This window comes from Shewanella maritima, from assembly GCF_043643735.1.
Taxonomy (GTDB): Bacteria; Pseudomonadota; Gammaproteobacteria; order Enterobacterales; family Shewanellaceae; genus Shewanella; species Shewanella maritima_A.
In genome coordinates, this window is sequence record NZ_JBHZSM010000004.1 from 129,795 (window position 1) to 156,371 (window position 26,577).

A 26,577-nucleotide genomic window follows, 5' to 3' on the forward strand; every position below is an offset into this window, starting at 1 on the left:
TTGGAATTGAATAATTGAACAATCAAAGTGCAGCTTAATGCACCAAAAAGGATCAAAATAAAAGGAACTAGTCATAACACCAATGAATGTTGCTGGGTTATTTCATCACATTATTATCAATGTTTGAGTCTATATTTAGCGTGCTTTTCGGGTATCAGCATGGCATTCACTACACGCGATTCTATCGCCAATATTGGCATCATGTGGGGCATGGCAATCGGTACATAACAACATGTTAGCGTGGGGACGATGATTTCTATCTCGATCAGCTAATGTGCCATGGCACACTTGGCATTGAGCAAACTCATAGGCACCATCTGCAGAAGGATCACCCTCAAAATGACAACTTTCACAACCATCCATTTCTGTATGATAATCAGCAAGATTTTGTGTGCTTGCAACAGCTGGTAATGCAAAGCAAAGTATAACGAGTAGAGAAAACAGTATACTTTTGTGATTCATCCTATTACCTACCTCGCTGGCTAATCAGAATTTGCCAAATGCTTTTCGTTGTTATTATAAGAGGTTTAAGCGCAATTGATTACAGCGCTCGCAATATAATTTAACAGAAATCCTAAAAATAATATGGCTAGAGCTCACAAAACTGTATTGCTTGAGGAATAAAAAAGGAGGCTTCTGCCTCCTTTTTAACACATAAATTAATATGTTAGTTATTAACCACGTAAAGCAGCAATGCGCTTTTCTAAAGGTGGATGGCTCATCATCATTTCTGCCATTGAGCGCTTACCATTAATACCAAATGCAGACATTTGAGCTGGCATAGCACCTGACTCAGGGCCTTGGCGTAAACGTTCTAGTGCCGCAATCATTTTATCTTTACCTGCTAAGCGTGCAGCACCTTCATCCGCTTTAAACTCACGGATGCGAGAGAAGTAAGCAACGATCATCGAAGCAAGAATACCAAATAGCATATCAAGCACAAATACAACGCCCATGTAGGCAAACATACCTAAGCCTTCGCCATCTTCACTGTTACTTGCGACGAAGTTATTAACAATACCTGCCACTACACGTGCTGCAAAAATAACAAATGTATTAACTACACCTTGGATAAGTGTCAACGTGACCATATCACCATTAGCTACATGGCTAACTTCGTGGGCAAGTACCGCTTCAATTTCATCTTGGCTCATGCCATAAAGCAGACCTGAACTGACAGCAACCAGAGAATTATCTTTACTTGGACCCGTTGCAAATGCATTCATTTCAGGAGACTGATATACAGCCACTTCTGGCATCTTAATACCAGCTTGTTGTGCTTGACGTGCAACAGTATCTAGTAACCAACGCTCTGTGTTGTCACGAGGTTGATTGATAACTTCACAACCCATGGTCTTTTTAGCCATCCACTTAGAAATAGCTAAACTGATGAACGCGCCACCAAAACCAAAAATTGCAGCAAATACTAATAAGCCACTCATGGTTGAGGTGTTAACACCTAAAATAGACATCACAATTGATGCAACCAATAGAATTGCCATGTTAGTTGCGATCAATAAGAAAATACGCTTCATTTAAGCTCCTTTACGGCATTATGCCAATATATGTTTATAACAGACATAATATGTCCAAAAGTTGGGAATTCAAGGTTTAGAATATGAATATTTATTAATAAACTCATATCGCTAAATAAGACCACTTGAATGTCATTAAAGCCCAGTCAGTTTTGAGCCGCACAGCATAGGCACGCAATCTTAATCAAAGCTTAAAAGTACCTTTCATACGATGATATTAAGTAATTACATACTTTGATAAACTTAACCAACTACAAATAATATAAAGGAAATTTACATGTCAGTTACTGCGCTTATGCTCAGTGCATCTCGTGTAGGTGATACGCCCTACCTTGCCCACACGGTCGATTTTATAAAACCCTTATGTCAACCCAATCAAAATTGGCTATTTATTCCTTTTGCAGGCGTCAGTATTGAGTATGATGAATACCTCAAAATGGTACAAACGGGTCTTGAGCCTCTTGGTTTAAATATTAGCAGTATTCATACACACAAAGATCCAAAGCAAGCTTTAGCACAAGCAGATGGCATTTTTGTAGGCGGTGGCAATACATTCCATTTGTTACACGAGCTGTACCGATATGATTTAGTTGATGAAATTAAAGCACTGGTTGAAGCAGGCAAACCTTATGTCGGCTGGAGTGCAGGTTCAAATATCACTGGGCTCAGTATCCGGACGACGAATGATATGCCTATTATCGAACCGCCATCGTTTAGTGCACTTAGCTTATTGCCATTTCAATTGAATCCGCATTACACCAATTATCAAGCGCCTGGCCATAATGGTGAAACACGCGCACAAAGGTTGTTGGAATTTACTAAAGTAGACCCCAATACTCCCATCATAGCGATTCAAGAAGGCACGGCACTGCTACGCCAAGGAAACAAATTAACCTTGGTTGGTGATAAAGAAGGATATTTATTTAAAGGCAATATACAGGAACAGCTTATTCAAGCAGGCAGTGATTTATCGGAATATTTGACATTTTGATAGCACTTTAGAAAAGCATAAAAAAGGCGCCCAAAGGCGCCTTTTAGCTGTGCGTAATTGATATTACCAACCAGTACGAGTACGTAGTGCTTTACCAATGTCAGCTAAAGAGCGAACAGTTGTTACACCTGCCGCTTCAAGTGCTGCAAACTTATCAGCTGCAGTACCTTTACCGCCAGCGATAATCGCGCCAGCGTGGCCCATACGCTTACCTTCTGGTGCAGTTACACCAGCAATGTAAGATACAACAGGCTTAGTTACATTCGCTTTAATGAATTCAGCCGCTTCTTCTTCAGCAGTACCACCAATTTCACCAATCATTACGATAGCTTCAGTTTGTGGATCGTTTTGGAACATTTCTAAAACGTCGATGAAGTTAGTACCTGGAATTGGGTCACCACCAATACCAACACAAGTAGATTGACCAAAGCCTTCGTCAGTCGTTTGCTTAACGGCTTCGTACGTTAACGTACCAGAGCGAGAAACAATACCGACTTTACCTGGCTTATGAATGTGACCTGGCATAATACCAATTTTACATTCACCTGGAGTGATAACACCTGGGCAGTTAGGACCAATCATGCGTACGCCGGTTTCTTCAAGTTTTACTTTAACTTGAAGCATATCTAACGTTGGAATACCTTCCGTAATACAAACGATTAGCTCAATGCCACCGTCGATTGCTTCAAGGATTGCATCTTTACAGAAAGGTGCTGGAACATAAATGACAGAAGCAGTAGCACCTGTTTCAGCAACAGCATCTTTAACTGTGTTAAATACAGGTAAACCTAGGTGAGTTTTACCACCCTTTCCTGGCGATACTCCACCAACCATTTGCGTGCCATATGCGATAGCCTGCTCTGAGTGAAAAGTACCTTGACCACCGGTGAAACCTTGACAGATCACCTTGGTATCTTTGTTAATTAATACAGACATTATTTGGCCTCCGCAGCAGCAACAACTTTTACAGCAGCGTCTGTTAAAGACTCAGCAGCAATAATATCTAAGCCTGAGTTAGCAAGAACTTCACGACCTAATTCAGCATTTGTACCTTCAAGACGAACAACAACTGGTACTTCAACACCCACCTCTTTAACAGCGCCGATAATACCTTCAGCAATCATGTCGCAACGAACGATACCACCAAAAATATTAACCAGAACGGCACTCACATTTGAATCAGATAGAATGATTTTGAATGCTTCTGCAACACGTTCTTTAGTTGCTCCACCGCCAACATCTAAGAAGTTAGCTGGCTTGCCACCATGTAGGTTAACGATGTCCATTGTACCCATTGCTAGGCCTGCACCGTTAACCATACAACCCACGTTACCATCTAGTGCAACGTAGTTAAGCTCGAACTTAGCTGCGTGTGCTTCACGTGCATCATCTTGTGATGGATCGTGCATTTCACGGATTTTTGGTTGACGGAATAATGCGTTGCCGTCCACACCAATTTTACCGTCTAGACAGTGAATGTTACCTTCTTCGGTAATCACTAACGGATTGATTTCTAATAGTGCAAAATCATGATCTTCGAACATTTTAGCTAAGCCCATGAACACTTTAGTGAACTGCTTTAGCTGTGTTGCATCAAGACCTAACTTGAAACCAAGATCACGTGCTTGGTATGGCTGTGGGCCAACTAGCGGATCAATGATTGCTTTGTGAATCAACTCAGGCGTTTCTTCAGCAACAGTTTCAATTTCAACACCACCTTCGGTTGAAGCCATAAACACAATGCGACGAGTCGCACGGTCAACAACAGCACCTAGGTATAATTCATTTGCGATATCAGTGCAGCTTTCAACTAGGATTTTAGCAACTGGCTGACCATTTTCGTCAGTTTGATAAGTTACTAAGTTTTTACCTAACCAGTTTTCAGCAAATGCTCTGATTTCTTCTTTGTCGCCAGTGACTTTAACGCCACCTGCTTTACCACGGCCGCCAGCGTGTACTTGACACTTAACAACCCACATATCACCGCCAATGTGACCTGCTGCTTCTACTGCTTCTTGTGCAGTATCACATGCAAAGCCTTCTGACACTGGTAAACCATATTCGGCAAATAATGCTTTTGCCTGATACTCATGCAAATTCATGATGATCTATCCATATACTTCTAGTAATTTCCAGTTGGCCCTTATACTGGGCCAACAACGAGGGTTTATCTACGACTTACAGATCAAGTAGCAGACGTGTTGGATCTTCTAAGAAGTCTTTAATAGCAACTAAGAATCCAACTGACTCACGACCATCAACAATACGGTGGTCGTAAGATAGAGCGAGGTACATCATAGGTTGAATAACAACCTCACCGTTTACTGCCATTGGGCGGTCTTTAATGGCATGCATGCCTAAAATAGCGCTTTGTGGCAGGTTTAAAATTGGCGTAGACATTAACGAACCGAAAACACCACCGTTAGTAACAGTGAAGTTACCGCCAGTCATATCATCAACAGATAATTTGCCATCACGACCTTTTATCGCAAGCTCACGAACATTTTTCTCAATGTCAGCTAAGCTCATGGTATCTGTATCACGCAATACTGGTGTTACTAGACCGCGAGGCGTTGATACAGCAATGCTCACATCAAAATAGTTGTGATAAACGATGTCATCACCATCAATTGAAGCATTCACTTCAGGGAAACGTTTTAGCGCTTCTGTTACCGCTTTTACATAGAAAGACATAAAGCCTAAGCGAATTCCATGACGCTTCTCAAACGTTTCTTGGTATTGCTTACGGATATCCATAATCGGCTTCATATTAACTTCATTGAAAGTGGTTAACATGGCCGTTGAGTTTTTGGCTTCTAGTAAGCGATTTGCAATGGTTTTACGAAGACGTGTCATAGGCACACGCTTTTGACTACGACCTTCTAAAGGTGCAACAGGTGCCGGCGCTGCAGCGGGTTTTGCAGCAGGTTTAGCTTTAACAAACGCTTCAACATCTTCTTTGGTGATACGACCACCTACACCAGAGCCTTTAACTTGGCTGGCATCAACATTGTGCTCAGCAATTAAACGGCGAACTGAAGGACTTAGTGCGTCATTTGATTCATCGGAGTCAACCGAAGCTGCTGGTGCACTGGCTTCTTCTTTTGTCACCTCTTGACCGGCAACAGCACCTGCAACAAAACTCGCAATCACTTGCTCACCAAGAACCGTGTCACCCTCTTGGAATAACAACTCACTAATTGAACCATCTTCTGGCGCAACAACTTCTAAAACAACTTTATCTGTTTCTATATCAACAAGGTTTTGATCTCGTTCTACAGATTCACCAGGTTGAACATGCCATGTGGCAATAGTTGCATCAGCAACAGATTCTGGCAGTACGGGTACCTTAATTTCGATACTCATGAAACATATTCCTTTTATAAATTATCTATTACGACAGTTTTAATGCGCTATTCAATAATGACTCTTGTTGACGTAAGTGCAGTCCAGGGTAACCACATGCAGGCGCTGCTGATGCTTCACGTCCGGCATAAGTTAACTGTGCACCTGCTGGGATATTTGCCCAGAAATGATGCTGACTACAGTACCAAGCGCCTTGGTTTTGAGGTTCTTCCTGACACCAAACATAATCTTTCACATGTTGATATTGTTCAAGTGCAGCTTTCATTTCCTCTTCTGGGAATGGATACAACTGCTCAACACGTAAAATGGCGACGTTATTGATTTCTTGTTTACGACGTTTATCAAGTAACTCGAAGTAAACCTTACCGCTACAAAACACCACACGGTCAACTTGCTTTGGATCTAGCTCGTCAATTTCACCAATGACATTCTGGAATCCGCCTTCTGCCAGCTCTTCCATAGTTGAAACAGCTAGTGGGTGACGCAACAATGATTTAGGTGACATCACCACCAATGGACGACGCATAGGGCGTACAACCTGACGGCGAAGCATGTGATAAACCTGAGCAGGTGTTGATGGGATACATACCTGCATGTTGTGGTTAGCACATAATTGTAAGAAGCGTTCTAAACGAGCTGATGAATGCTCTGGTCCCTGACCTTCATAGCCATGAGGCAATAACATTGTCAGACCACATAAACGGCCCCACTTTTGCTCACCTGAAGATAAGAATTGATCGATAACAACTTGCGCACAGTTCACAAAATCACCAAACTGCGCTTCCCAGATAGTTAAACCACCCGGTTCTGCAGTTGCATAACCATATTCAAAGGCTAAAACTGAGGCTTCAGATAATACAGAGTCTGTAATATCAATCGGCCCTTGCTCATCAGCAACATTGCGTAATGGTAAATAAGCCGTCGCATCATTTTGATTATGGAGCACGGCATGGCGATGGAAGAAAGTACCGCGGCCAGAATCTTGACCTGTAATACGCACACGCTTTTTATCTTCTAGGATGCTGGCATAGGCTAGTGTTTCCGCCATCCCCCAATCCAATGGTTTCTCACCTGCGGCCATTAATTTACGATCGCCATAGATTTTGGCAACGCGAGACTGTAACTTGTGGTTTTCTGGAATATCGACCAGTTTTTCAGCAAGATTTTTTAAACGGTCAATTGGCATTGAAGCCTGGTAGCTTTCATCCCATTCTTTATTTAAGAATGGAGTCCAATCAACTGTATGTAACGTCATAGGACGCCACTCTTTAACAACACACTCACCGGCATCTAATGAATCACGATAGGTATTGACTAAACCAGTGACATCATTGGCTGAGATAGTCGATTGTTCAATTAACTTATCTGCGTATATCTTACGTGGCGTTGGATGCTTCTTGATTTTTGCATACATCAATGGCTGAGTTGCACTAGGCTCATCAGCTTCATTGTGACCATGGCGGCGATAACAAACTAAATCAATAACCACATCACGTTTAAATTCATTACGGTAATCAACGGCTAACTGAGAAATAAAGGCCACAGCCTCTGGATCATCAGCGTTCACGTGGAAAATAGGCGCCTGTACCATCTTCGCAATATCGGTACAGTACTCAGTTGAGCGTACATCTGCATGATTAGACGTTGTGAAACCTACTTGGTTGTTAACCACAATACGAATGCTACCACCGACTTTAAAGCCACGGGTTTGCGACATATTAAAGGTTTCTTGAACGATACCCTGACCAGTAATAGCTGAATCACCATGAATGGTAATCGGCATCACTTGCAGGCCATCATCACAACCGCGACGATCTTGACGTGCGCGAACACTACCAATCACAACTGGGTTAACAATTTCAAGGTGAGAAGGGTTAAACGCGAGTGCTAAATGAACATTACCACCGGGTGTTTCAAAGTCTGATGAGAAACCTTGGTGATACTTAACGTCACCAGAACCATTCACATCAGCATGTTTTCCTGCGAATTCATCAAATAATTCAGCAGGACGCTTACCCAGTACATTCACTAAAACGTTTAGACGACCGCGGTGAGCCATGCCCACGACGATTTCTTTAGTACCAGCTTCACCTGCACGATAAATAATTTCGCGCATCATAGGGACAAGTGAATCACCACCTTCTAACGAGAAACGTTTAGCGCCTGGGAACTTCGCACCAAGGTATTTTTCCATACCTTCAGCCGAATTGAGGCCTTCAAGAATACGTTTCTTCACATCCACTGAATAATTAGCGCGACCTAATGTCGGCTCAAGGCGTTGTTGAATCCAACGTTTTTCTTCAGTATCAGTAATATGCATATATTCAGCACCAATTGAACCACAATAAGTGCTCTTAAGTGCATGAATAATATCGCCAAGCTTCATGGTATCGCCACCATGGGCGAAGGAACCTGTATTGAACTCACGTTCCATATCATCTGCGTCTAAACCGTGGTGCATTGGGTTTAATTCAGATACAGGTTCACGCTTCCAAAGACCTAATGGATCTAAGTTAGCGTTTTGATGACCACGAAAACGGTGGGCATTAATTAATTGGAGGACTTTAACTTGCTTAGCATCTAGCTCTGGATCAGTGACACGACCCGCACCCTTTCCTCGGGTTTCTAATGCTAAACTTCTGAAATAATCTCGGACTTTAGAATGAGCTGCTTCAGGCACATCAATAGATGATTCGCTGATTGGAGGGAGATTATCAAAAACAACTTGCCAATCTTCAGATACTGACTGGGGATCGTCTTGATAGGCTTCATACATCTCTTCTACATAGGTCGAATTAGCGCCACTTAAATGTGACGACTCGAGCCAGGCTTTCATGATGCCTTGGTGCATTGTTATTCCTTTCAAACTTGATACACGTACTTAGCCATAACTACCAATAAGACAATAACAATCATCTTATTAGGACTGCAACACACCTTACGATTTGTCACAGGTGTTGCGAAAAATTAAAAGAGTCACCTTAATAGAGGTAAAGATGACTCTTTTGCGTGACTAAAATGAATAACGATTTAGTCACTTGGTCGAGATTAAACCGCGCGTTTAAGCAGCATAGACTTAATGTGACCAATTGCCTTAGTTGGGTTTAATCCTTTAGGACAAACGTCAACACAGTTCATGATCCCGTGACAACGGAATACACTGTAAGCATCATCAAGTTCAGAGAGACGTTCTTCAGTTGCTGTATCACGGCTATCGATAAGGAAACGATATGCGTGAAGTAGCCCACTTGGTCCGACAAACTTATCTGGATTCCACCAGAATGAAGGACAAGCAGTAGAACAACATGCACACATAATACACTCGTACAATCCGTCTAAGTGCTCTCGCTCTTCAGGAGACTGTAGATGTTCACGCGCAGGCGTCTTTTCATCATTGATAAGGAAAGGCTTAATTTTCTCGTACTGTTTATAGAACTGAGTTAAATCAACCACTAAATCACGTACAACTGGCATGCCTGGTAGAGGGCGAATTTCAATTTTCTTACCTTTGAAAGTCGATACTGGTGTGACACAAGCCAAACCATTTTTACCATTCATATTGATACCGTCACTACCACAAACACCTTCACGGCATGAACGACGGAACGCCAACGTTGGATCTTGTTCTTTCAGTTTAAGTAACGCATCTAACACCATCATGTCAGTGCCTTCTTGCACTTCAAGGGTGTAGTCCTTCATGTAAGGCTTATTATCTACATCAGGATTATAGCGGTATACTGCAAATGTTAAATTCATCTTCGCAACTCCTGATTAATAAGTACGTTTCTTAGGAGGGAAAGCTTCACGTAGCTTAGGCTCCATATTCACATCACGTTTTTTCATTGACTCGGTAATTGGGTCAAATACGCTGTGACATAACCAGTTCTCATCATCACGCTCTAGGAAGTCTTCACGAGAGTGAGCACCACGGCTTTCTGTACGGAAGTTAGCAGCATATGCTGTTGCTAATGCCGTAGCCATTAAGTTATCAAGCTCTAAACATTCAATACGTTGGGTATTAAACTCGCTAGAGTTATCAGATAACTTGGCATTGTCTAGACGTTTTTGAATCGCTTTAAGCTGTTCAAGACCATCTGCCATTGCTTCACCTGTACGGAATACAGAGAAGTTGAGCTGCATACAAAGCTGTAAATCTTTACGGATTTGAGCTGGGTCTTCACCGTCAGTATTGCTTTCCCAACGATTTAGACGAGAAAGAGATGCATCAATGTTTTCAATGGTCGCATCTTTTGGCGTTGGCGTTTCATCTAACGCTTTACCTAAATGCTGACCAGCAGCACGTCCAAATACCACTAAATCGAGAAGTGAGTTACCACCTAAGCGGTTAGCCCCGTGTACAGACACACATGCAATCTCACCAACAGCAAATAAACCAGTCACATCTTGCTCGCTGCCATCTTCATTTTGACGAATCACTTGACCGCTGACTTTCGCTGGTAAACCACCCATCATATAGTGACAAGTTGGTAATACAGGGATTGGACCATCAGCTGGATCAATATGAGCAAAGGTACGTGATAATTCACACACACCTGGAAGACGCGCTTCAAGGGTTTCTTTACCTAAGTGGTCAAGTTTCAACAAACAGTGAGGGCCTAAAGGACCATCAAGGCCACGACCTTCACGGATTTCAGTCATCATTGAACGAGCTACAACGTCACGAGATGCCAAGTCTTTTGCGTTAGGTGCATAACGTTCCATAAAACGCTCGCCATCTTTATTTAAAAGATAACCACCTTCACCACGACAACCTTCAGTTACAAGTACACCTGCACCAGCAATACCCGTTGGGTGGAACTGCCACATTTCCATGTCTTGCATTTGAACGCCAGCACGCATCGCCATACCTACACCGTCACCGGTATTGATATGTGCGTTAGTGGTAGAAGCATAAATACGCCCTGCACCACCGGTTGCAAGTACTGTTGCTTTCGCTTTGAAATAAACAATTTCGCCAGTTTCAATCTCAATCGCAGTACAACCTACGATGACACCGTCTTCATTTTTAACTAAATCTAATGCATACCACTCAGAGAAAACCTCTGTTTTATGCTTAACATTTTGTTGGTATAAACAATGAAGTAGAGCATGACCTGTACGGTCAGCTGCTGCAGCAGTACGTGCAGCCTGCTCACCACCAAAATTCTTAGACTGGCCACCAAAAGGACGTTGATAAATCTTACCATTATCAAAACGAGAAAAAGGTAAGCCCATGTGCTCAAGTTCGATAATCGCTTCAGGACCGGTTTGACACATAAATTCAATTGCGTCTTGGTCACCGATAAAGTCAGAACCTTTAACTGTATCGTACATATGCTGTTCCCAGTGATCTTCATGTGCGTTACCTAACGCAACAGTGATACCACCTTGAGCAGATACTGTGTGAGAACGAGTTGGGAATACTTTAGATAAAAGCGCACAGCTCTTACCTTCTTTAGAAATCTGTAGTGCGGCGCGCATACCTGCTCCGCCAGCACCAATTACAATCGCGTCAAATTCGCGTACTGGAATACTCACTTATACACCCCACACAATAACAATGCCTGCCGCAAGATAACTAAGCGCGGTCACAACAAAGGTAAACTGTAATACACCACGTAAAGCGGTAGATTTCACATAGTCAGTTAATACTTGCCAGATACCAATCCAAGCATGGATAAGTAGTGCAATTAACGTAACTAAGGTGAATACTTTCATTGGTAGAGTGCTAAAAAGACCCTGCCATACTTCGAAAGTTAAAGGTGAACTGCAAGCGATGAAACCAACCATAAAAATGGTATAGCAGGCTAAAATAACCGCACTTGCGCGTAATAAAATAAAGTCATGAACACCACTGCGTCCAAAACTTGCTGCGTTTGTTACCATACCCAAATCCCCGCTACGACTGAAAATACTATAGCCAGTACAAAAACGGCCTTAGCAGATGCGTCACCAGAAGCTAATTCTTCCCAACGACCTGTATCCATTATCAAATGGCGAATGCCAGCTAATAAGTGATAACCCAGTGCGGTAAGAATGCCCCAAATGATGAACTTCATCAGGAAACTATCGAAAAGAGATTGGACACTAGCGAAACCTTCAGCTGATGTTAAAGTTGAATTTAACAACCAAAGAAGAATACCGATAGCAAATAGCATAATGACACCGGAAATACGGTGCAAGATTGACGAAATCGCTGTTGCAGGAAAGCGAATCGTCTGCAGGTCTAGATGGACAGGTCTTTGCTTTTTCACGTTCTGCTCACTCAGCTCCATTGAGCATTATTTTTGTTATGGTTAGTTAACTTACAAAACATTACCAACAATTATGTTGCATAAATGTATCTGATTAACTAACTTCTCTCAAACACCTAACCAATTGAGAAATCACTAATTTAGCCCCGTAAAATAATAATCTCTAAATTGTGATGTCTGTCTCCCTTAGGGACGGTTGCAAGTATACTCGCGCGCTTTGTCAAATACAAACATCACATTATCCAAAAACTGTTTTTTTATTATTTTTTTATTTGTTTAGCGCTAAAAGCCTCATACAACAAGGCTTTAAGCAAGATATATACCATGGTCTAATCAATTTAAACGCTTATTTGAATTGAAATGTGATCCACATTCACTGTAAAGTAATGTTCGCTTAACATGCCGCACTCATAGATAAGAATGAAGTAAGGAGAACGGGGTATGGCTGAACTAATAGCCAAATTAGAGTTACCGAATAACGACTCAATTGAATTACCAGTAAAACAAGGTACATCAGGGTTTGATGTGATTGACATCAGCACCCTTGGGAAGAAAGGTTATTTCACTTTCGATCCAGGCTTTTTAGCTACTGCATCTTGTGAGTCTGCAATTACCTATATCGATGGTGCTAAAGGGATCCTAACCCACCGTGGTTACCCAATTTATGAATTAGCAACTGAGTCTAGCTACCTAGACGTATGTTACCTACTGCTTCACGGTGAACTACCGAACAAACAGCAGTATGAAGAATTTGAAGCAATGGTGAAGAATCACACCATGATCCATGATCAGCTTACTGCTTTCTTCAGAGGCTTCCGCCGTGACGCACACCCAATGGCAATGCTATGTGGTGTTACTGGCGCACTATCTGCTTTCTATCAAGATTCTTTAGATGTAAATGACGAGAAACACCGTGAAATTGCGGCTTTCCGCCTAATTTCTAAAATGCCAACATTAGCAGCAATGTGTTACAAGTACTCAATTGGCCAACCATTTGTGTACCCACGTAATGACCTAAGCTATGCAGGCAACTTCTTGTCAATGATGTTCGCTGTACCATGCGAAGAATATAAAGTGAATCCAGTTGTAGAACGTGCAATGGATCGTATCTTTGTACTTCACGCAGACCACGAGCAAAATGCTTCAACGTCTACTGTTCGTTTAGCAGGTTCTTCAGGCGCTAACCCATTTGCATGTATTGCAGCGGGTATTGCATCTCTTTGGGGCCCTGCTCATGGTGGTGCTAACGAAGCATGTCTTAATATGCTTGAAGAAATTGGTAGTGTTGATCGCATTCCTGAGTTCATTGCACGTGCGAAAGACAAGGCTGATCCATTCCGCTTAATGGGCTTTGGTCACCGTGTTTATAAGAACTTTGACCCACGCGCAAAAGTGATGCGTGAAACCTGTCATGAAGTTCTTAAAGAACTTAACGTACAAGATCCACTACTTGATGTAGCTATGGAACTTGAACGTATTGCCCTTGAAGATGAATACTTTGTTTCTAAGAAGCTATATCCAAATGTAGACTTCTACTCTGGTATCATCATGAAAGCAATTGGTATTCCAACCAGCATGTTCACTGTATTGTTCGCTCTTTCGCGCACGGTAGGCTGGATTGCACACTGGAAAGAAATGCTTGACCAACCAGGTCACAAAATCAGCCGTCCACGTCAGCTATACACTGGCTGTGACGATCGCGATTTTGTTAGCCTCGATAAACGTTAAGTTTATCTATCCATTCTAAAGCGCCTATATGGCGCTTTTTTTTTAGTTAAAATTTAACTTAACGCCCTCTTTACTACTTTGCCAAAACCCTCCTTTGCACCGCATCCTAAATAGATAAATAACTCACATAAGATATGCGATTTGATAGTTATTAAGGACTAAACAAAGCATAAATGAAGGATGGATTTATTACCTAACTCATGCCCTTGCATAAATTCATTTCTCCATCGTAATTAAGCCTAATAACGCTAGTGTTGATAACTAAATACAGTGTACACGATGGCTAGATACACTCATTGAACAGCCTCAACTGAACTGATTTGTATGGGGGGGCAGGAGTTAGCTATGTCGCTTATAGATGTAATGATTACTTTATATGCACTTAATATGAATGCCTTAGCTGACTTATTCAACACCTGCGTTAAGGCAAAAACAATTTGAAATGTGATAGACAAGGCCGAAAACAACACATTAATTCATACAAATAAGAGTTCGAATAAATAATTAAACCGCCAAAACTCTAACTATTTAGTTATAAATAATGATTTTATATTCTTAAAACCTGGGTTTTATGCATAATGATAAACAGCAACAATCATTAATATGCACCATAACCGTGCATAAATGATCACCTAATTAACTAAAAATAAAGAGGACATTTAAATTGAATTTTATTCATGTACAGCATAAATCAATCAGTTTAAGCTATTCAAGCCCGTCAACTGATTAAATCATACAAATGCAATCTTGAGGATTATTTCAATATTGGTTCATGAAACTTAAAAAACAAATCGTTTTTGAGCTAATGAGGTTCCACTAAAGTAAACTCAATCAAATAAAATTGATTCTGATCAGGATAAATTTCTCGAATGACTTGCTTGAGCTCAACAATCGTCATGTTTTCTTGCTGCGCATGGTAAGCATTTATCTCATCAAAGCTCAGAGGCGTGATACTGCTTATATATAACCTTGCAAAAACGTCATCAGTTTGAAAAATAACGGCATCAATTGCCTTATTCAATGGAAAATTAATGTCAGCACTATCTCTGATGGTAATACTTTTATCACCCGCGACGATATCTTCCACAAACCTTTCATAAAAACTGATACTTGTCGCGAAATTTGGATTTGAATTTAACTTCATAGCTTGCATACAACCTGTTTGGACTGTTCAATTATCACATGAGTGCGCTGATTAAGTTCGTTACTGGTGACATAGCCACATCTACCCTGCACTTCATTGCCATCATCAAAGGTAAACGTAAAACGAATTTGACCATCACTTTGTGCTAAATCATAGTAAAGCGTGTTTGAACTACCCGCTTCAATAAAACCAAAGTCTAAACCACTACTCGGTAATACAATACGACTCTCAGTGATACTCGCATTGCTGTGATTTTCAACTGTAATACTTGGGGAAACATAGAAGTAGCCGTTGTAAATAATCACAACAGCGACAACCAGCCAAGCACAAATTTTAAATAGCTTCTTATTCAACATGTTTCTGATTAATTAGTTAAATATTTTCATAAATACAAAGATTTTCGCCAGTAATATACTCAAACACACGATTGACTACAGCTAATTAGGTCAACATTAATGTAATCTAATGGCTAATTTAAGTGCGATGTATTCTAAACAGTAAATTATGCTGAAACTGTTAAAACAATCTTACCAATATGCTGTTTTTTCAAGAAACAAGTTTGTGCTGTAACAATGTCTTTAAGCGGGAATGTTTCGGCAACAAGTGGCTTGATATTACCTTCCTCAATATGGCTCACTAAATTAGCAAATACCTTGGGCGCCAATACAGTTCAACCAAATAGACTGAGATCTTTCAGGTACAAGGTTCTTACATCGAGTTCGACTAATGGTCCAGCAATGGCGCCGGCAACGGCATATCGACCACCAGGCGTTAACACTTCTAAAAACGCTGACCAATCTTTTCCTGCAACCAGATCAATCACCACATCGACACTATTAACACCAAGCGCTTCGACAATCGACTGCCCACGGACAACGACTTTAGATGCACCTAATGCAAGCAGTTCATCAACTTTAGCTTCACTGGTAATCGCAATGACTTTGGCCCCTCTGGCATTAGCTAACTGCACAGCAGCAGAGCCAACACCACCTGAAGCACCTGACACTAACACCCATTCATTTGCTTTCACATTCGATTTTGTCAGTAAATTTTCAGCTGTAGAATAAGAACAAGGGAATGATGCCAATTGCTCATCACTCATGTTACTGGTGACTTTATAGGCATGGTTCGCTGACACCACTGTATATTCAGCAAAACCACCATCACATTCAGAACCAAAATACCAAGGTTGAGCAAGCCTGTTGCCATTTTGATGGGTAATACAAGGCTCAATTAATACTCTTTCACCCACTCTGTTTGTATTAATGTTTGCACCAACAGCAATTATCTCACCGCATACATCAGCACCTTGGATGCGCGGAAAATCTAGCGCTTGACCGCTCCAACTCGCATCTTTATCAGAAGCATTAGATTTTGAGTACCAAGCTGTACGAGTATTAATATCGGTATTATTTACGCCAGCCGCTTTAACTTTAATCAACACCTCATTACTTTTCGGTGCCGGCAATGGTAAATCAGTACGGTATTGCAACTTATCAAAATCACCATGACCAGTTAACACTACGCCACTCATGACATTAGATATGTTCATTTAATATTCTCAATAGCTAAGTAATCGAAATAGCATATCATGCAACCTGTTACGTGGGTGCCAGAAGATCTTGATTATGAGTTGTCTGTCTATAATGCTGAAATGATCATTACTTACCATCTATACCAGTAAACCAAGCTTGTACCCGAACACTCTTATAACTTTCTATTACATAATTAACTGTAGATTAGATGTAAAAAATCCGATTAATACTCAATGACTTAAGAAAGTGTAACTTCAATATCGAGACTGCAAAAACTGAAACGCTATTTGCTGCCACCTATTAATAGACAACAGACACTCAGCACTGCGTCATAAATTACCATGTGCAAGTTGAATGTTTTGACATATTAATTGACTATATCTACTGAGTTAATCTTAATGTGGAAGGATCATCCGCTTCTATGTAAACAGCTTTAAGCTGTTTTATACCAGTGTCATCAGCAGATATATTTGTAAAAGAGTAGTTTGATGAAAAAGTGGATAATGGTTCAACATTTTCATCATTACCTTCAAAATGAAAGGAAACAACGCATATTTTGCCAGCACATGAATAATTCTCTGAAATAATTTGCACATTATCTAAACTATGCATCGTTTCTGACAATACTTGCTCACGCATGGCTGCATTCTCAGATTTTTCTATTAATTCAACTTGTTCAATCAACTGTTGAAAATCATTAACATTAAAAGTATCAACAATAGCGGCCCTTTTAACGATTCCATCATCATTTAAAAATGCAGATGTAAAATCTGCTGCACTCTTAAAATGATGACTTGTTAAGTAATCTAATTCATTCAAAAAGGAGTATTCATCATCATGCATAACGCTGACTTGCTTACCTTCTCCTAAAGCATATTCTGACGCTACAGCCAATTTATCTTTACTTAAGGTATCAATATCGGCAGCCTTACTTTTCTGAAAATCTTGCCTAGATTGACTTATATTTAAGGTATCACTTGAGGTTGATTTTACTGCTTGTAACAAGCCAGTATCTGTATCTTGTATATATAAATAAGCTCCTACTACAAAAGAAGCCAAAATTAATCCAATCATTATTTTTAACATTTTGTTTTGTCCTTAAAACAAACGACAGACTCGCACTGTTCCAACCGAGTTTTGATAGTCTATAGCACCTAATCCTATTCAGTCTTAATTGATAATAAACTTCATTTTTAAGCAATTACTATATACGCATTTAAGTTAGAACTTTGAAGTATCTTATAAAACACCATTGTTAACTATATGTAAAGCTATTAAAAAACCACACTGCGTTAGATGTAACTAGCACACTAAGTCCAATCTCTAGAGGAGTCCCTAGCAAACAACATTGTTAATTGGAGTAAGCTCCAAGCAAGGTGACTCGTATCGGAGAGTCACCTCACTGGGTTCTACGCTTGCAGCACTATGATTAATATAATTGGTATAGCATTTGAGCTATCAGTTCAGCCACCGATCTTTATTTGATCGCTTGGACAATTGCTCTAGCCATCGATTCTTCTTGATTTTCACCATCACCAGTTGAGAACCAAGCGACAACTGTATTTGTAGATGGTGAAATGTAAACACCTTGTCCACCTACACCGGCTTTATACATGTCGCCTTCGGAAGTGACTGCATCCCACTGATAGCGGTTACTGATGTTACCTGCATCGTCAGCAAAGTTTTTGTTCAGTTTTTTGCCCATGTAGCCATCTGAGTATTGCTCGATGTATTTACGGTCGTGGATCTTCGCCAAAATTTCATCAGAAACGATTTTTTCGCCCGCAATTTTTTCAACGCTAGGGGTAAATGCCATACCAAATCGAGCTAGGTCACGAAGTGTTGAGTTCACCCCCATAAAGCCAAGAGTATTACCTGCTGGGCTGCTGATGTAGTAGGCATCATGCTCCATACCTAGCTTGCTCCAAATGCGCTCAGCGAATAGCTCTGACAATGGTTTACCAGACACGTGCTCTACGATACGGTTTATCACAAACGTATTAATTGAGTTGTATTCAAACAATTGATGGCCCGGTGTTTTACGCTTCATTGAAGTTAGAACATCAACCCAGCTTTCTCCTCTGCCACGTACATCAGGCGCCATGCCTACCATATCTGTAGCAGCCCAACGGAACCAAATTTGATCAGGGTTGGTACGTGAATCAGGTGTCGGCTCATCGTGCTCTGTACCATTTAGGCCAGAAGCCATATCCAGTGACTCTTCCACTTTCACGGTATCCCAAACCGAACCTTTTAGCTCTGTAAGGTAGTGGCTGACAGGTTTTTGCACATCAATTTTGCCTTCTTGTTCAAGCATTGCCAGAACCGTAGAGCCCGTTACCTTTGATACTGACATCCACAAATGTTTGTCTTGTGGGCGCATGGTTTTATAACGTTCAAAAACGATTTTGCCATCTTTAACCACTACCATGGCGTCAATTGGCTTAGTTTCGAAGTGTTCATCTACTGAGATTTCTTTTTCTGAGCGGTAGTTCATGTACTTAACATCATTGATGTCTGCATTGATCGCATATGGAATTTCAGAAACTTCAACACTCCGTGGCACTTGAACCGTTGGGTAGAACTTAGACATGTTTACCCAAGCAAACTCTGTTTCAGTCGAAGGAAACTGAATTTTCACTTTGTTATCAGGTTGATTAAAGAACGCACTAATTGCGTTAATTTCGTCGACCGTGCGTGACGTACTTAATTCGCTTGTCTTCGCCATCGTTGGACCATTTTGCTTAATTTCAGTGTCTGCAACCACAGCTGAAGAAAATACCAACGCACTGCCTAGTAGGATTGCTGAAGATATTTTATTAAGGTTAAAAGTTTTCATAATTGCTCCTATGAGAAGAGGCGCCTAATTTCACAACGGCTCCTTCCTCATTTTTCGTTAAATTAATTGATGCTTAAAATTGATAATCGATCGTGAAGATTAAAGTTTTTTCAGATCCCCTCCCCAGTGAGGAGGACTTAGTAGGTTATTTTTCAGCGAGCTGTTTAGCTGCTTCTCGAAGATAACCAGGGATTAGGTCAGGTGTTAAATAAACCGGAGATGTAGAGAAAGCTACACCCACAACGTCACGTGCTGGGTCGACATAGATGCTTTGATAAAGGTTGCCATGTTTAAACAGCGCACCATCTGCCCAAGCCGCATCCCATTGGTGTGTGTTGTAGATTGGCATATCTTTGCCAAATGACGCTTTAACCCATGAGTGGTCCGTAAAATCACCCGCCATGTAAGCCTCGTGGTTACCGCCTTTTTGCATTTTCTCGAGCACTTCGTTTGAAACAACTTGCTCTTTAGCAACTTTGTCCCAGCTAGGAGTAAATAGCAGACCGTAACGAGCTAAATCGTCTAAACGGCTATTCACGGTACCGTATGCCATAGCGTGACCGGCTGGTGTCACATTAATTTGTGCAGATGCGCGAGCACCAATTTTAGACCAAATACGCTCTTCAAATACCTCGGTATATGGTTGCTGTGTGATGTTTTCAATCGCAACACCAAGCACTTTGGTAACTGTTGAGCTGTAGCGTGCCACTTCACCAGATGGTTCTCCTTCAAGAGGAAGTACATCGCGCAGTACTTTCATCTCGTCTTCAATCACACCATCAGCATTAACAACATTGAAGTCGGCTGACAGCATACGTTGGAATACCGAGCGTGGATTTAGGGTATTTTCTGCGTTTTCACTGATGTCCAAACCAGACGCCATGTTCATCGCATCAAGCATGATGACATTATCCCACTCAGTACCTTTTAACTCAGGTACGTATTCAGTGATCGACTTAGACATATCAACCTTGCCTTCCACTTCTAGCATGGTTAACAGTGTACCCACTGATGATTTTGCTACTGACGCCCAGATGTGAGAGTCTTCTGGATTCATGCCAGGAAACGCTTCATAGACCACTTCACCACCTTTCAGGATCATGATGCCTTGTACGCGTGTTTTCTCATCGTGAATGTATTGTTCCATTGAAACCGACTCGCTGCCGTCACCCAAAGTAAAGGAAAGGTCGTTAAGAGAATCGTTGATGTTGCGTTTTAAAACACTTACTTCACCGTGCGGCATCGCCAATTCTGCTGGCAAGAACTTCGTCATGTTCAGAGTGTAGTAAAGAGCGTGGTCACCCCCCATCTGCATGTGGAAGTTACCAAAAGCCTCGCTCGCTTCATCAATAAACGTTTTGTCAAATCCTTCTTTAACTTGAGTAACAGGGATGTTTGGTTTTGCACCTGGTACAGCCAGCGCTTTCTCAAGTGGTGATTCTGCTACTGCTGCACCAGCGGTAAGCGTAGTTGCAACAAGAAGTGCGATGTTACGTAGTTTAAATGTAGTTTTCATAATAATTACCTGTCTAAATCTGTTTAAACTCAATGAATATATCTGTCAGAATTAGAAATAAAATTTGTAGTTTGCCCATACCACGGTATCGTTGACTTTTTCATCAATGAAAGCATTTTTAATCGTGGTGTTGGTGTTGGTGATTTTGATTTGTCCCCAACGCGTTTTGTCGTCGCTAAGCGGTGTCGACATTAGGAAGTTGGTATTCAAAACAGACATATTGACATCACCAGATAGGTAGTTGTACTCAGGGTACAAGCCAAAATAAGTGCCATCGTCGCCAACGGTATAGAACATGTAAAATGCTGCTGAACCACCCACTGCTTTCTCGTCAGTAATGTTAGCCATAGCTTTCACATCATCAGAGAACTTACCGCCAAGCACACCAACACGAGGGAAAATGTTTAGACCTTTTACCCCAGAGTTAATGGCCAAAGTCACCCCCGGAGAAACTGAGGTAAATAGAGCGTTGTCCAATACATCCAGTGACGCCGCCACTTTGGGGATAACCGAATTTTTTGTGGTCATCACATGGAAATACTGAATTCGACTGTCTGTATAGTTACCTTCATTATCGATGGCAGCCTCCACAGTCATCATGCCTGTTTGGCCATTGTCAAAATTCATGTCACCGGAGATTGAAGCTTTGAAGCCGCCTTTGTTGCTCATACCAACATAAGCAGACGTGTTCGTTTCGGTTAGGTCAGCAGGATCAGGTGTTTCTTCTGCTGCAAAGGCGGGCAATGATGTTGTTAGTGCAAGCAGTACCGCCATTGATTTCGTATTTGTCATCGTCAAATCTCTTAGTTATCGATGTAAGTAATACAAAATCCGTTTGTGAGACCTTCAGCAAAAAGCAATGTGCTATTTGACTGAAGCTAAAGTTCCTTTCGATGACGACTATATTAAGGTTACCCAGGGGTAATTAAGTGGTCATTTTCGGACGTTAAACAGGTCATAAAAGGACATTTACTGGTAATTTTAGGTAAGTGATAAATGATGAAAGAGAGAGTCTCAAGTTAAAAATGGGGATGTGGGCGCTGAGTTATCCGCTTGCACCCTCTCTAAAGGCGAGTCTCAATTGCGCGGGCGTGCTTCCTCTCATCGCCTTAATTGCACGGTTGAAATTTGAGACATCTTCATAACCCATTTGATAAGCGATGTTGCTCACGGGTTCGTCGGTGTCGCGAAGCAGCTGTTCACTGCGTTCAAGTACCGCACTCTTTTTAATCTTTTTGAATGAGGTGTCATGATCTTTAAAATAGCGATACAGCGTTTTACTGGTTACACTAAACAAAGCAGCTAGCCAATCCAAGGTAAAGTGTGGCAAATGACAGTAGCTCTCAGCGAGTAAACGAACTTCACTAATATCTCTGGACTTCAATGAGCGATTGGTCATGGGCTCAAGTGCATCAACACCTGTCAGTTCCATACTCATGAACGGTTGTCCATAGCGAATATTGATATCCGGCAGTAAAATATCACCGTACTTTTTACCCTGATGTTCTTCTGTCAGAACGTTCAAGCGTGATGGCACCCAGTCTTCACCTAGCCACTGGCGACATATCTGAAGTAACAGTGCTATACGAAACCACTCATTAACTTGCGAGCCGGGGTAAGATGGCTTAAGTGCGCCGCGATGGCACCAACACCACGCCCCTGAAATCTGTTCGAGCCAGTAATTATTCTGTCGACTCCAGCGGTGTTCATTGGTCATTAAGGATTGCAAAACCTCCTTAAACGATTGCTCCTTAGCGATAACTCCCCACCGCCCCTCGACAACACTTTTGCCAACTGTTTTGCCAACCACAAGAGGCATCTCTATATCGCAAAAAGCCGACATTTTATTAAGAAACAAGCAATAACTTGTTACTGGGATCCATGCTTCAGCATTGGGCTTATCAGTAGGTAGATCGAACTCTTCCGCAACTCCACGCCACTGTAAGCCGTGACTTTCGAAGTAAGGAATGAAGTACCACATAGATTCTACTGACGTGAGAATTAAGTTGTCATGTAATCGGCGCATGTTTCCATTTTAACAGTGTTGCTGTCTTCTAATCAGAATAGTCTAGGGTTTTCAATCATACAACTGTGCCCAATTTAACTTAACCATTACATCCCATAATACTGTAAAGCGGGAATCTTTTTCGATGTAAATCTAATATGATTCTAGATTAACAGCATTTCGAGGGTTACATGATTTAGAGGTCTCTAGGATGACATGATTAAGAGGTCTCGAGGATAGCTTTACATCTCAATATAAACAGCCAGTCATTGCCGCAATGCTGTTAAGCGGCAATCTAGTTCGAAACTGAAACAAAAAAGCCCGCTGATTTCTCAGCGGGCTTTCTCTAAATATGGCGGAGAGATAGGGATTTGAACCCTAGAGGGGCTACAAACCCCTGCCGGTTTTCAAGACCGGTGCATTCGACCACTCTGCCATCTCTCCGAACGGTGCGAATAATAATGGAAGCCATTTTAGCTGTAAAGCATTAAATCCCCATTTAATGTCAACTGCTGATTATAAAACCAATTGCCAACAATACAGGTCGATTTGATTACTCTAGACAATCAAAATTAAATGCCACATCTTCTAAAATGTAGCATTAACTGACCATTACTAACTGGTTAATCAACATCCTTCATTGGCCATAAAACAATATGATCTTCTACATATCTGACTTTACGTTCATCAACAACCTTACCTTGTACCGACATGCCTAACTGATGCATTTTATCTTTAGAACCAGTTAGTAATGGATGCCAACTTGGCAAGTCTTTACCGTTATACAGGCGTCGGTAAGCACAGCTATCTGGCAGCCAAGTTAAACTTGGTAAGTTCTCAACAGTAATTGCAGTACATAAAGGCACGTATTTGAATCGTTCGATGTAACGCGAGCAACTGCATGTTTTATCATCTAATAAATAGCAGGCAGCATTGGTATAATAAAGCTCTTCAGTCTCATCATCGATCAGCTTATTGAGACAGCATTTACCACAGCCATCACATAATGACTCCCACTGAACAGTGTTTAATTCATGTAGAGGTGTTGATTTCCAAAACTCTGATTTGTTGGTCATAACAGTCAAAATTAATGATCACGTTTAAATGGCGCTTCGCCATCAAATTTATCAGTCAAGCCCAAATCTAATCTATGTTTTTCTAATAAATTCTCTTTTGGCGGTGGTAACTGTAAGTAAAAACCTTTATCGGCTAATTCTGATTTCACCTTTTGTATGTCTGCTATCGCAAGCTGCTTAATTTTTTCTATAGGCAATAACATGACAAATTTCGGCGCACCAAACATTTCCATCAATGGCGCAGGTACCGTTTCAAAATTGTCTCTTTTTTCAACATATAAGTAGGTATCTTCTCTTCGAAGGCTTTTATATACAGCACAGATCATTTTCGTGTTAAATTCCCAAGTTTCATGCTTGATAGTCATCAGCGCACACTATAACATGGAGCGCATTAAAATGATTATAAAACAGTGAAACCAGCTGGATATTTGGAGAATGACCACGGGATGGCCAAACCGAATCTGGAACTAAAAGCAACTTCTTTTACTTTATCTGTTCTGCACATCAATCATAATGATTTAGATATCATCGCTTCAGAGCTAGACAATAAACTTGCTCAAGCACCGCAGTTTTTCATCGGTGCACCTTTAGTACTTAATTTATCTGCCATTGATACTGAAAATTTAGATATCGCTAAACTAAAACGTATTCTTACAGAGCGAAACCTCATCATTGTAGGGATAACAGAAGCGACACCTGAATTAGCCAAGTTAGCCAATCAAGGTGGCATTGCTGTCGTTAAGTCAGGTAAACAGGCAATTCAACCGCCATTACCTCAGCGTAAAACCAAAATCATTAAACAAAATGTTCGCTCTGGGCAACAAATTTATGCAAAAGATAGTGATTTAGTTGTATTTGGCGCTGTGGGCAATGGTGCAGAAGTCATCGCTGATGGTAGCATTCATATTTACGGCGCATTACGCGGTAAAGCCATGGCTGGTGCAGGTGGAGATGACCAAAGCATAATTATTGCCAGTGATCTACAACCAGAATTAGTTTCAATTGCTGGACAATATTGGCTAGCAGAACATATACAACAACACCCAATAGATAAGAGAGGCTGTGTTCGTTTAAATGGCAACAGTCTTTCAGTTGAATCATTGCCTTCATAGCGGCAGGAAAAAGGATATTACACATGGCACAGATTATTGTTGTCACATCAGGAAAAGGCGGCGTAGGTAAAACGACCTCGAGTGCAGCTATTGCAACCGGCCTTGCCTTAAAAGGTCATAAGACCGTGGTTATCGATTTTGATATTGGCTTACGTAACCTTGATTTAATTATGGGCTGTGAAAGGCGTGTAGTTTATGATTTCGTCAACGTAATCAATGGCGAAGCTAACCTAAACCAGGCGTTAATTAAAGATAAACGCTGCGAACATCTGTTTATTTTGCCAGCCTCACAAACCCGTGACAAAGATGCATTAACCAAAGAAGGCGTAGGTAAGGTATTAGATGACCTCGCCAAAGACTTTGAATACATCATTTGCGATTCACCTGCGGGGATCGAACAAGGTGCTATGATGGCATTGTATTTTGCTGATGTTGCTATCGTAACAACTAACCCTGAAGTAAGCTCTGTACGTGATTCTGACCGTATTTTAGGTATGTTACAAAGTCGTTCCCGCCGTGCTGAACAAAACTTAGACCCTATTCAAGAATATCTGTTACTTACACGCTATTCCCCTGCTCGCGTCAAAACGGGTGAAATGCTCAGTGTTGAAGATGTAGAAGAAATTCTTGCGATTAAGCTTGTTGGCGTTATCCCTGAGTCTCAAGCGGTTCTTAAAGCATCTAACTCAGGTGTGCCAGTAATTATTGACCAAGAGAGCGATGCTGGTTTAGCTTATAGTGATACAATTGAGCGTTTATTGGGAAATGATGTCCCGCTGCGCTTTACAGAAGAAGAAAAGAAAGGATTCCTCAAACGGATTTTTGGTAGCTAATTATGTCAATACTCGATTATTTTAGAAGCAATAAAAAAACCAGTAGCGCGTCATTAGCAAAAGAGCGTTTACAAATTATCGTTGCCCATCAACGTGGTGAGCGTGATGCACCTGATTATCTTCCGCAAATGAAGCAAGAAATTATTGAAGTCATTAAAAAGTACGTTCAAATTTCAGAAGATCAGGTTTCAGTGCAAGTAGATCAAAACGACAATAAACTGTCTGTATTAGAACTTAACGTTACGTTGCCTGAATCATAATTTTTATGTATCACAATTAACCAGTTCACATCAAAAAGGAGCCTTAAGGCTCCTTTTTAGTTCAAAAGCCGCTAAGGTTAGATCCACGATAAGCGATAATTTGCCCTTTCGTGCTGCCTGCTTTCGTTGTGCAGGACGTTGGCGAGCAGTCAAAGTAATACGGCCACGGGGCAAGGCGATAATATCAGCCATCGCTAGAATGTTTTGACACCAACCCGTTTCAGTTGAGGTATTTGTTAACGTTATAAACTATTTTGTTTTTGTTTATTTCTTCAACCAACTTATCAATAAATGCTGCGCAGCCATTATCACCTTTACTCTTCTGGATCGTTTTCACCGACTTGATAGCGCCCCCCTAATAAACACAATTAGATCACTAGGGG

At 41.1% G+C, this 26,577-nt stretch carries 24 protein-coding genes, 1 tRNA gene and 1 pseudogene; 5 read left to right on the top strand and 21 right to left on the bottom strand.

What is annotated here, in order from left to right; all coding sequences use genetic code 11:
- Nucleotides 1–135: 135 nt before the first annotated feature.
- Nucleotides 136–462: a cytochrome c3 family protein gene (locus tag ACHUGF_RS06475; RefSeq protein ID WP_394129975.1), complete on the bottom strand. Its 327-nt coding sequence runs from the start codon at nt 460–462 to the stop codon at nt 136–138.
- A 212-nt stretch (nt 463–674) separates the two neighbouring features.
- Nucleotides 675–1,535, bottom strand: coding sequence for a protease HtpX (gene htpX / locus ACHUGF_RS06480; RefSeq protein WP_394129976.1), 861 nt, complete (start codon nt 1,533–1,535; stop codon nt 675–677).
- A 277-nt stretch (nt 1,536–1,812) separates the two neighbouring features.
- On the opposite strand from htpX, the gene pepE reads away from it, so the two are divergent.
- Nucleotides 1,813–2,526: a dipeptidase PepE gene (pepE, locus tag ACHUGF_RS06485; RefSeq protein WP_394129977.1), complete on the top strand. Its 714-nt coding sequence runs from the start codon at nt 1,813–1,815 to the stop codon at nt 2,524–2,526.
- 63 nt (nt 2,527–2,589) lie between these two features.
- Here pepE and sucD read toward each other — a convergent pair whose 3' ends face one another.
- The 8 genes from sucD to sdhC all read right to left on the bottom strand — a co-directional run bounded on the left by sucD (nt 2,590) and on the right by sdhC (nt 12,167).
- Nucleotides 2,590–3,462 carry a succinate--CoA ligase subunit alpha gene (sucD, locus tag ACHUGF_RS06490; RefSeq protein ID WP_394129978.1) on the bottom strand — a complete coding sequence of 291 codons (873 nt, stop codon included), beginning with the start codon at nt 3,460–3,462 and terminating at the stop codon, nt 2,590–2,592.
- Nucleotides 3,462–4,628 (bottom strand): ADP-forming succinate--CoA ligase subunit beta, encoded by a 1,167-nt coding sequence (gene sucC, locus ACHUGF_RS06495; RefSeq protein ID WP_394129979.1) that lies wholly within the window; start codon nt 4,626–4,628, stop codon nt 3,462–3,464. The genes sucD and sucC overlap by 1 nt, the downstream gene beginning before the upstream one ends.
- 76 nt (nt 4,629–4,704) lie before the next feature.
- Nucleotides 4,705–5,892, bottom strand: a complete 1,188-nt coding sequence (gene odhB / locus ACHUGF_RS06500; protein WP_394129980.1) for a 2-oxoglutarate dehydrogenase complex dihydrolipoyllysine-residue succinyltransferase — start codon at nt 5,890–5,892, stop codon at nt 4,705–4,707.
- Between the two features lie 28 nt (nt 5,893–5,920).
- Entirely contained in the window at nt 5,921–8,743 is a 2,823-nt protein-coding gene (gene sucA / locus ACHUGF_RS06505; RefSeq protein ID WP_394129981.1) for a 2-oxoglutarate dehydrogenase E1 component, read from the bottom strand.
- Nucleotides 8,744–8,940: 197 nt separating this feature from the next.
- A complete protein-coding gene (locus ACHUGF_RS06510) occupies nt 8,941–9,648 on the bottom strand; it encodes a succinate dehydrogenase iron-sulfur subunit (RefSeq protein WP_394129982.1) in 708 nt (235 codons plus the stop codon).
- Nucleotides 9,649–9,663: 15 nt separating this feature from the next.
- Entirely contained in the window at nt 9,664–11,430 is a 1,767-nt protein-coding gene (sdhA, locus tag ACHUGF_RS06515; RefSeq protein WP_394129983.1) for a succinate dehydrogenase flavoprotein subunit, read from the bottom strand.
- Nucleotides 11,431–11,778, bottom strand: a complete 348-nt coding sequence (gene sdhD / locus ACHUGF_RS06520; RefSeq protein WP_394129984.1) for a succinate dehydrogenase, hydrophobic membrane anchor protein — start codon at nt 11,776–11,778, stop codon at nt 11,431–11,433.
- Nucleotides 11,772–12,167 (bottom strand): succinate dehydrogenase cytochrome b556 subunit, encoded by a 396-nt coding sequence (sdhC, locus tag ACHUGF_RS06525; RefSeq protein ID WP_394129985.1) that lies wholly within the window; start codon nt 12,165–12,167, stop codon nt 11,772–11,774. The genes sdhD and sdhC overlap by 7 nt, the downstream gene beginning before the upstream one ends.
- Before the next feature lie 420 nt (nt 12,168–12,587).
- On the opposite strand from sdhC, the gene ACHUGF_RS06530 reads away from it, so the two are divergent.
- Nucleotides 12,588–13,874, top strand: a complete 1,287-nt coding sequence (locus ACHUGF_RS06530; protein ID WP_394129986.1) for a citrate synthase — start codon at nt 12,588–12,590, stop codon at nt 13,872–13,874.
- An 802-nt stretch (nt 13,875–14,676) separates the two neighbouring features.
- Here the strand turns inward: ACHUGF_RS06530 and yqfB are convergent.
- From yqfB to ACHUGF_RS06585, 11 genes and pseudogenes are all read right to left on the bottom strand, one after another.
- On the bottom strand, nt 14,677–15,018 hold the full coding sequence (gene yqfB, locus ACHUGF_RS06535; protein WP_394129987.1) for a N(4)-acetylcytidine aminohydrolase: 342 nt from the start codon (nt 15,016–15,018) through the stop codon (nt 14,677–14,679).
- Nucleotides 15,015–15,374: a hypothetical protein gene (locus ACHUGF_RS06540; protein ID WP_394129988.1), complete on the bottom strand. Its 360-nt coding sequence runs from the start codon at nt 15,372–15,374 to the stop codon at nt 15,015–15,017. The genes yqfB and ACHUGF_RS06540 overlap by 4 nt, the downstream gene beginning before the upstream one ends.
- Nucleotides 15,375–15,520: 146 nt before the next feature.
- Nucleotides 15,521–16,570 (bottom strand): annotated as a pseudogene (locus ACHUGF_RS06545) (alcohol dehydrogenase family protein).
- Nucleotides 16,571–16,934: 364 nt separating this feature from the next.
- Nucleotides 16,935–17,639 (bottom strand): hypothetical protein, encoded by a 705-nt coding sequence (locus ACHUGF_RS06550; protein WP_394129989.1) that lies wholly within the window; start codon nt 17,637–17,639, stop codon nt 16,935–16,937.
- Nucleotides 17,640–18,030: 391 nt separating this feature from the next.
- Nucleotides 18,031–19,392, bottom strand: coding sequence for a serine hydrolase domain-containing protein (locus ACHUGF_RS06555; RefSeq protein WP_394129990.1), 1,362 nt, complete (start codon nt 19,390–19,392; stop codon nt 18,031–18,033).
- Between the two features lie 145 nt (nt 19,393–19,537).
- Nucleotides 19,538–20,908: a serine hydrolase domain-containing protein gene (locus ACHUGF_RS06560; protein ID WP_394129991.1), complete on the bottom strand. Its 1,371-nt coding sequence runs from the start codon at nt 20,906–20,908 to the stop codon at nt 19,538–19,540.
- 51 nt (nt 20,909–20,959) lie between these two features.
- Nucleotides 20,960–21,700, bottom strand: a complete 741-nt coding sequence (locus tag ACHUGF_RS06565) for a hypothetical protein (RefSeq protein WP_394129992.1) — start codon at nt 21,698–21,700, stop codon at nt 20,960–20,962.
- A gap of 253 nt (nt 21,701–21,953) precedes the next feature.
- The gene (locus ACHUGF_RS06570; RefSeq protein ID WP_394129993.1) at nt 21,954–22,934 is read right to left on the bottom strand and encodes a helix-turn-helix domain-containing protein; all 981 of its coding nucleotides are present in this window, start codon (nt 22,932–22,934) and stop codon (nt 21,954–21,956) included.
- 332 nt (nt 22,935–23,266) lie between these two features.
- Nucleotides 23,267–23,357 (bottom strand) — tRNA-Ser (locus ACHUGF_RS06575).
- A 179-nt stretch (nt 23,358–23,536) separates the two neighbouring features.
- Nucleotides 23,537–23,989 (bottom strand): YcgN family cysteine cluster protein, encoded by a 453-nt coding sequence (locus tag ACHUGF_RS06580; RefSeq protein WP_394129994.1) that lies wholly within the window; start codon nt 23,987–23,989, stop codon nt 23,537–23,539.
- Nucleotides 23,990–24,000: 11 nt separating this feature from the next.
- Entirely contained in the window at nt 24,001–24,315 is a 315-nt protein-coding gene (locus ACHUGF_RS06585) for a YcgL domain-containing protein (protein ID WP_394130131.1), read from the bottom strand.
- Between the two features lie 120 nt (nt 24,316–24,435).
- On the opposite strand from ACHUGF_RS06585, the gene minC reads away from it, so the two are divergent.
- The 3 genes from minC to minE are packed head-to-tail and all read left to right on the top strand — an operon-like array spanning nt 24,436 to nt 26,194.
- Nucleotides 24,436–25,101 (top strand): septum site-determining protein MinC, encoded by a 666-nt coding sequence (minC, locus tag ACHUGF_RS06590; protein ID WP_394129995.1) that lies wholly within the window; start codon nt 24,436–24,438, stop codon nt 25,099–25,101.
- A 23-nt stretch (nt 25,102–25,124) separates the two neighbouring features.
- Nucleotides 25,125–25,934 carry a septum site-determining protein MinD gene (minD, locus tag ACHUGF_RS06595; RefSeq protein WP_394129996.1) on the top strand — a complete coding sequence of 270 codons (810 nt, stop codon included), beginning with the start codon at nt 25,125–25,127 and terminating at the stop codon, nt 25,932–25,934.
- Between the two features lie 2 nt (nt 25,935–25,936).
- Nucleotides 25,937–26,194: a cell division topological specificity factor MinE gene (minE, locus tag ACHUGF_RS06600; RefSeq protein WP_394129997.1), complete on the top strand. Its 258-nt coding sequence runs from the start codon at nt 25,937–25,939 to the stop codon at nt 26,192–26,194.
- Nucleotides 26,195–26,577 lie beyond the last annotated feature (383 nt).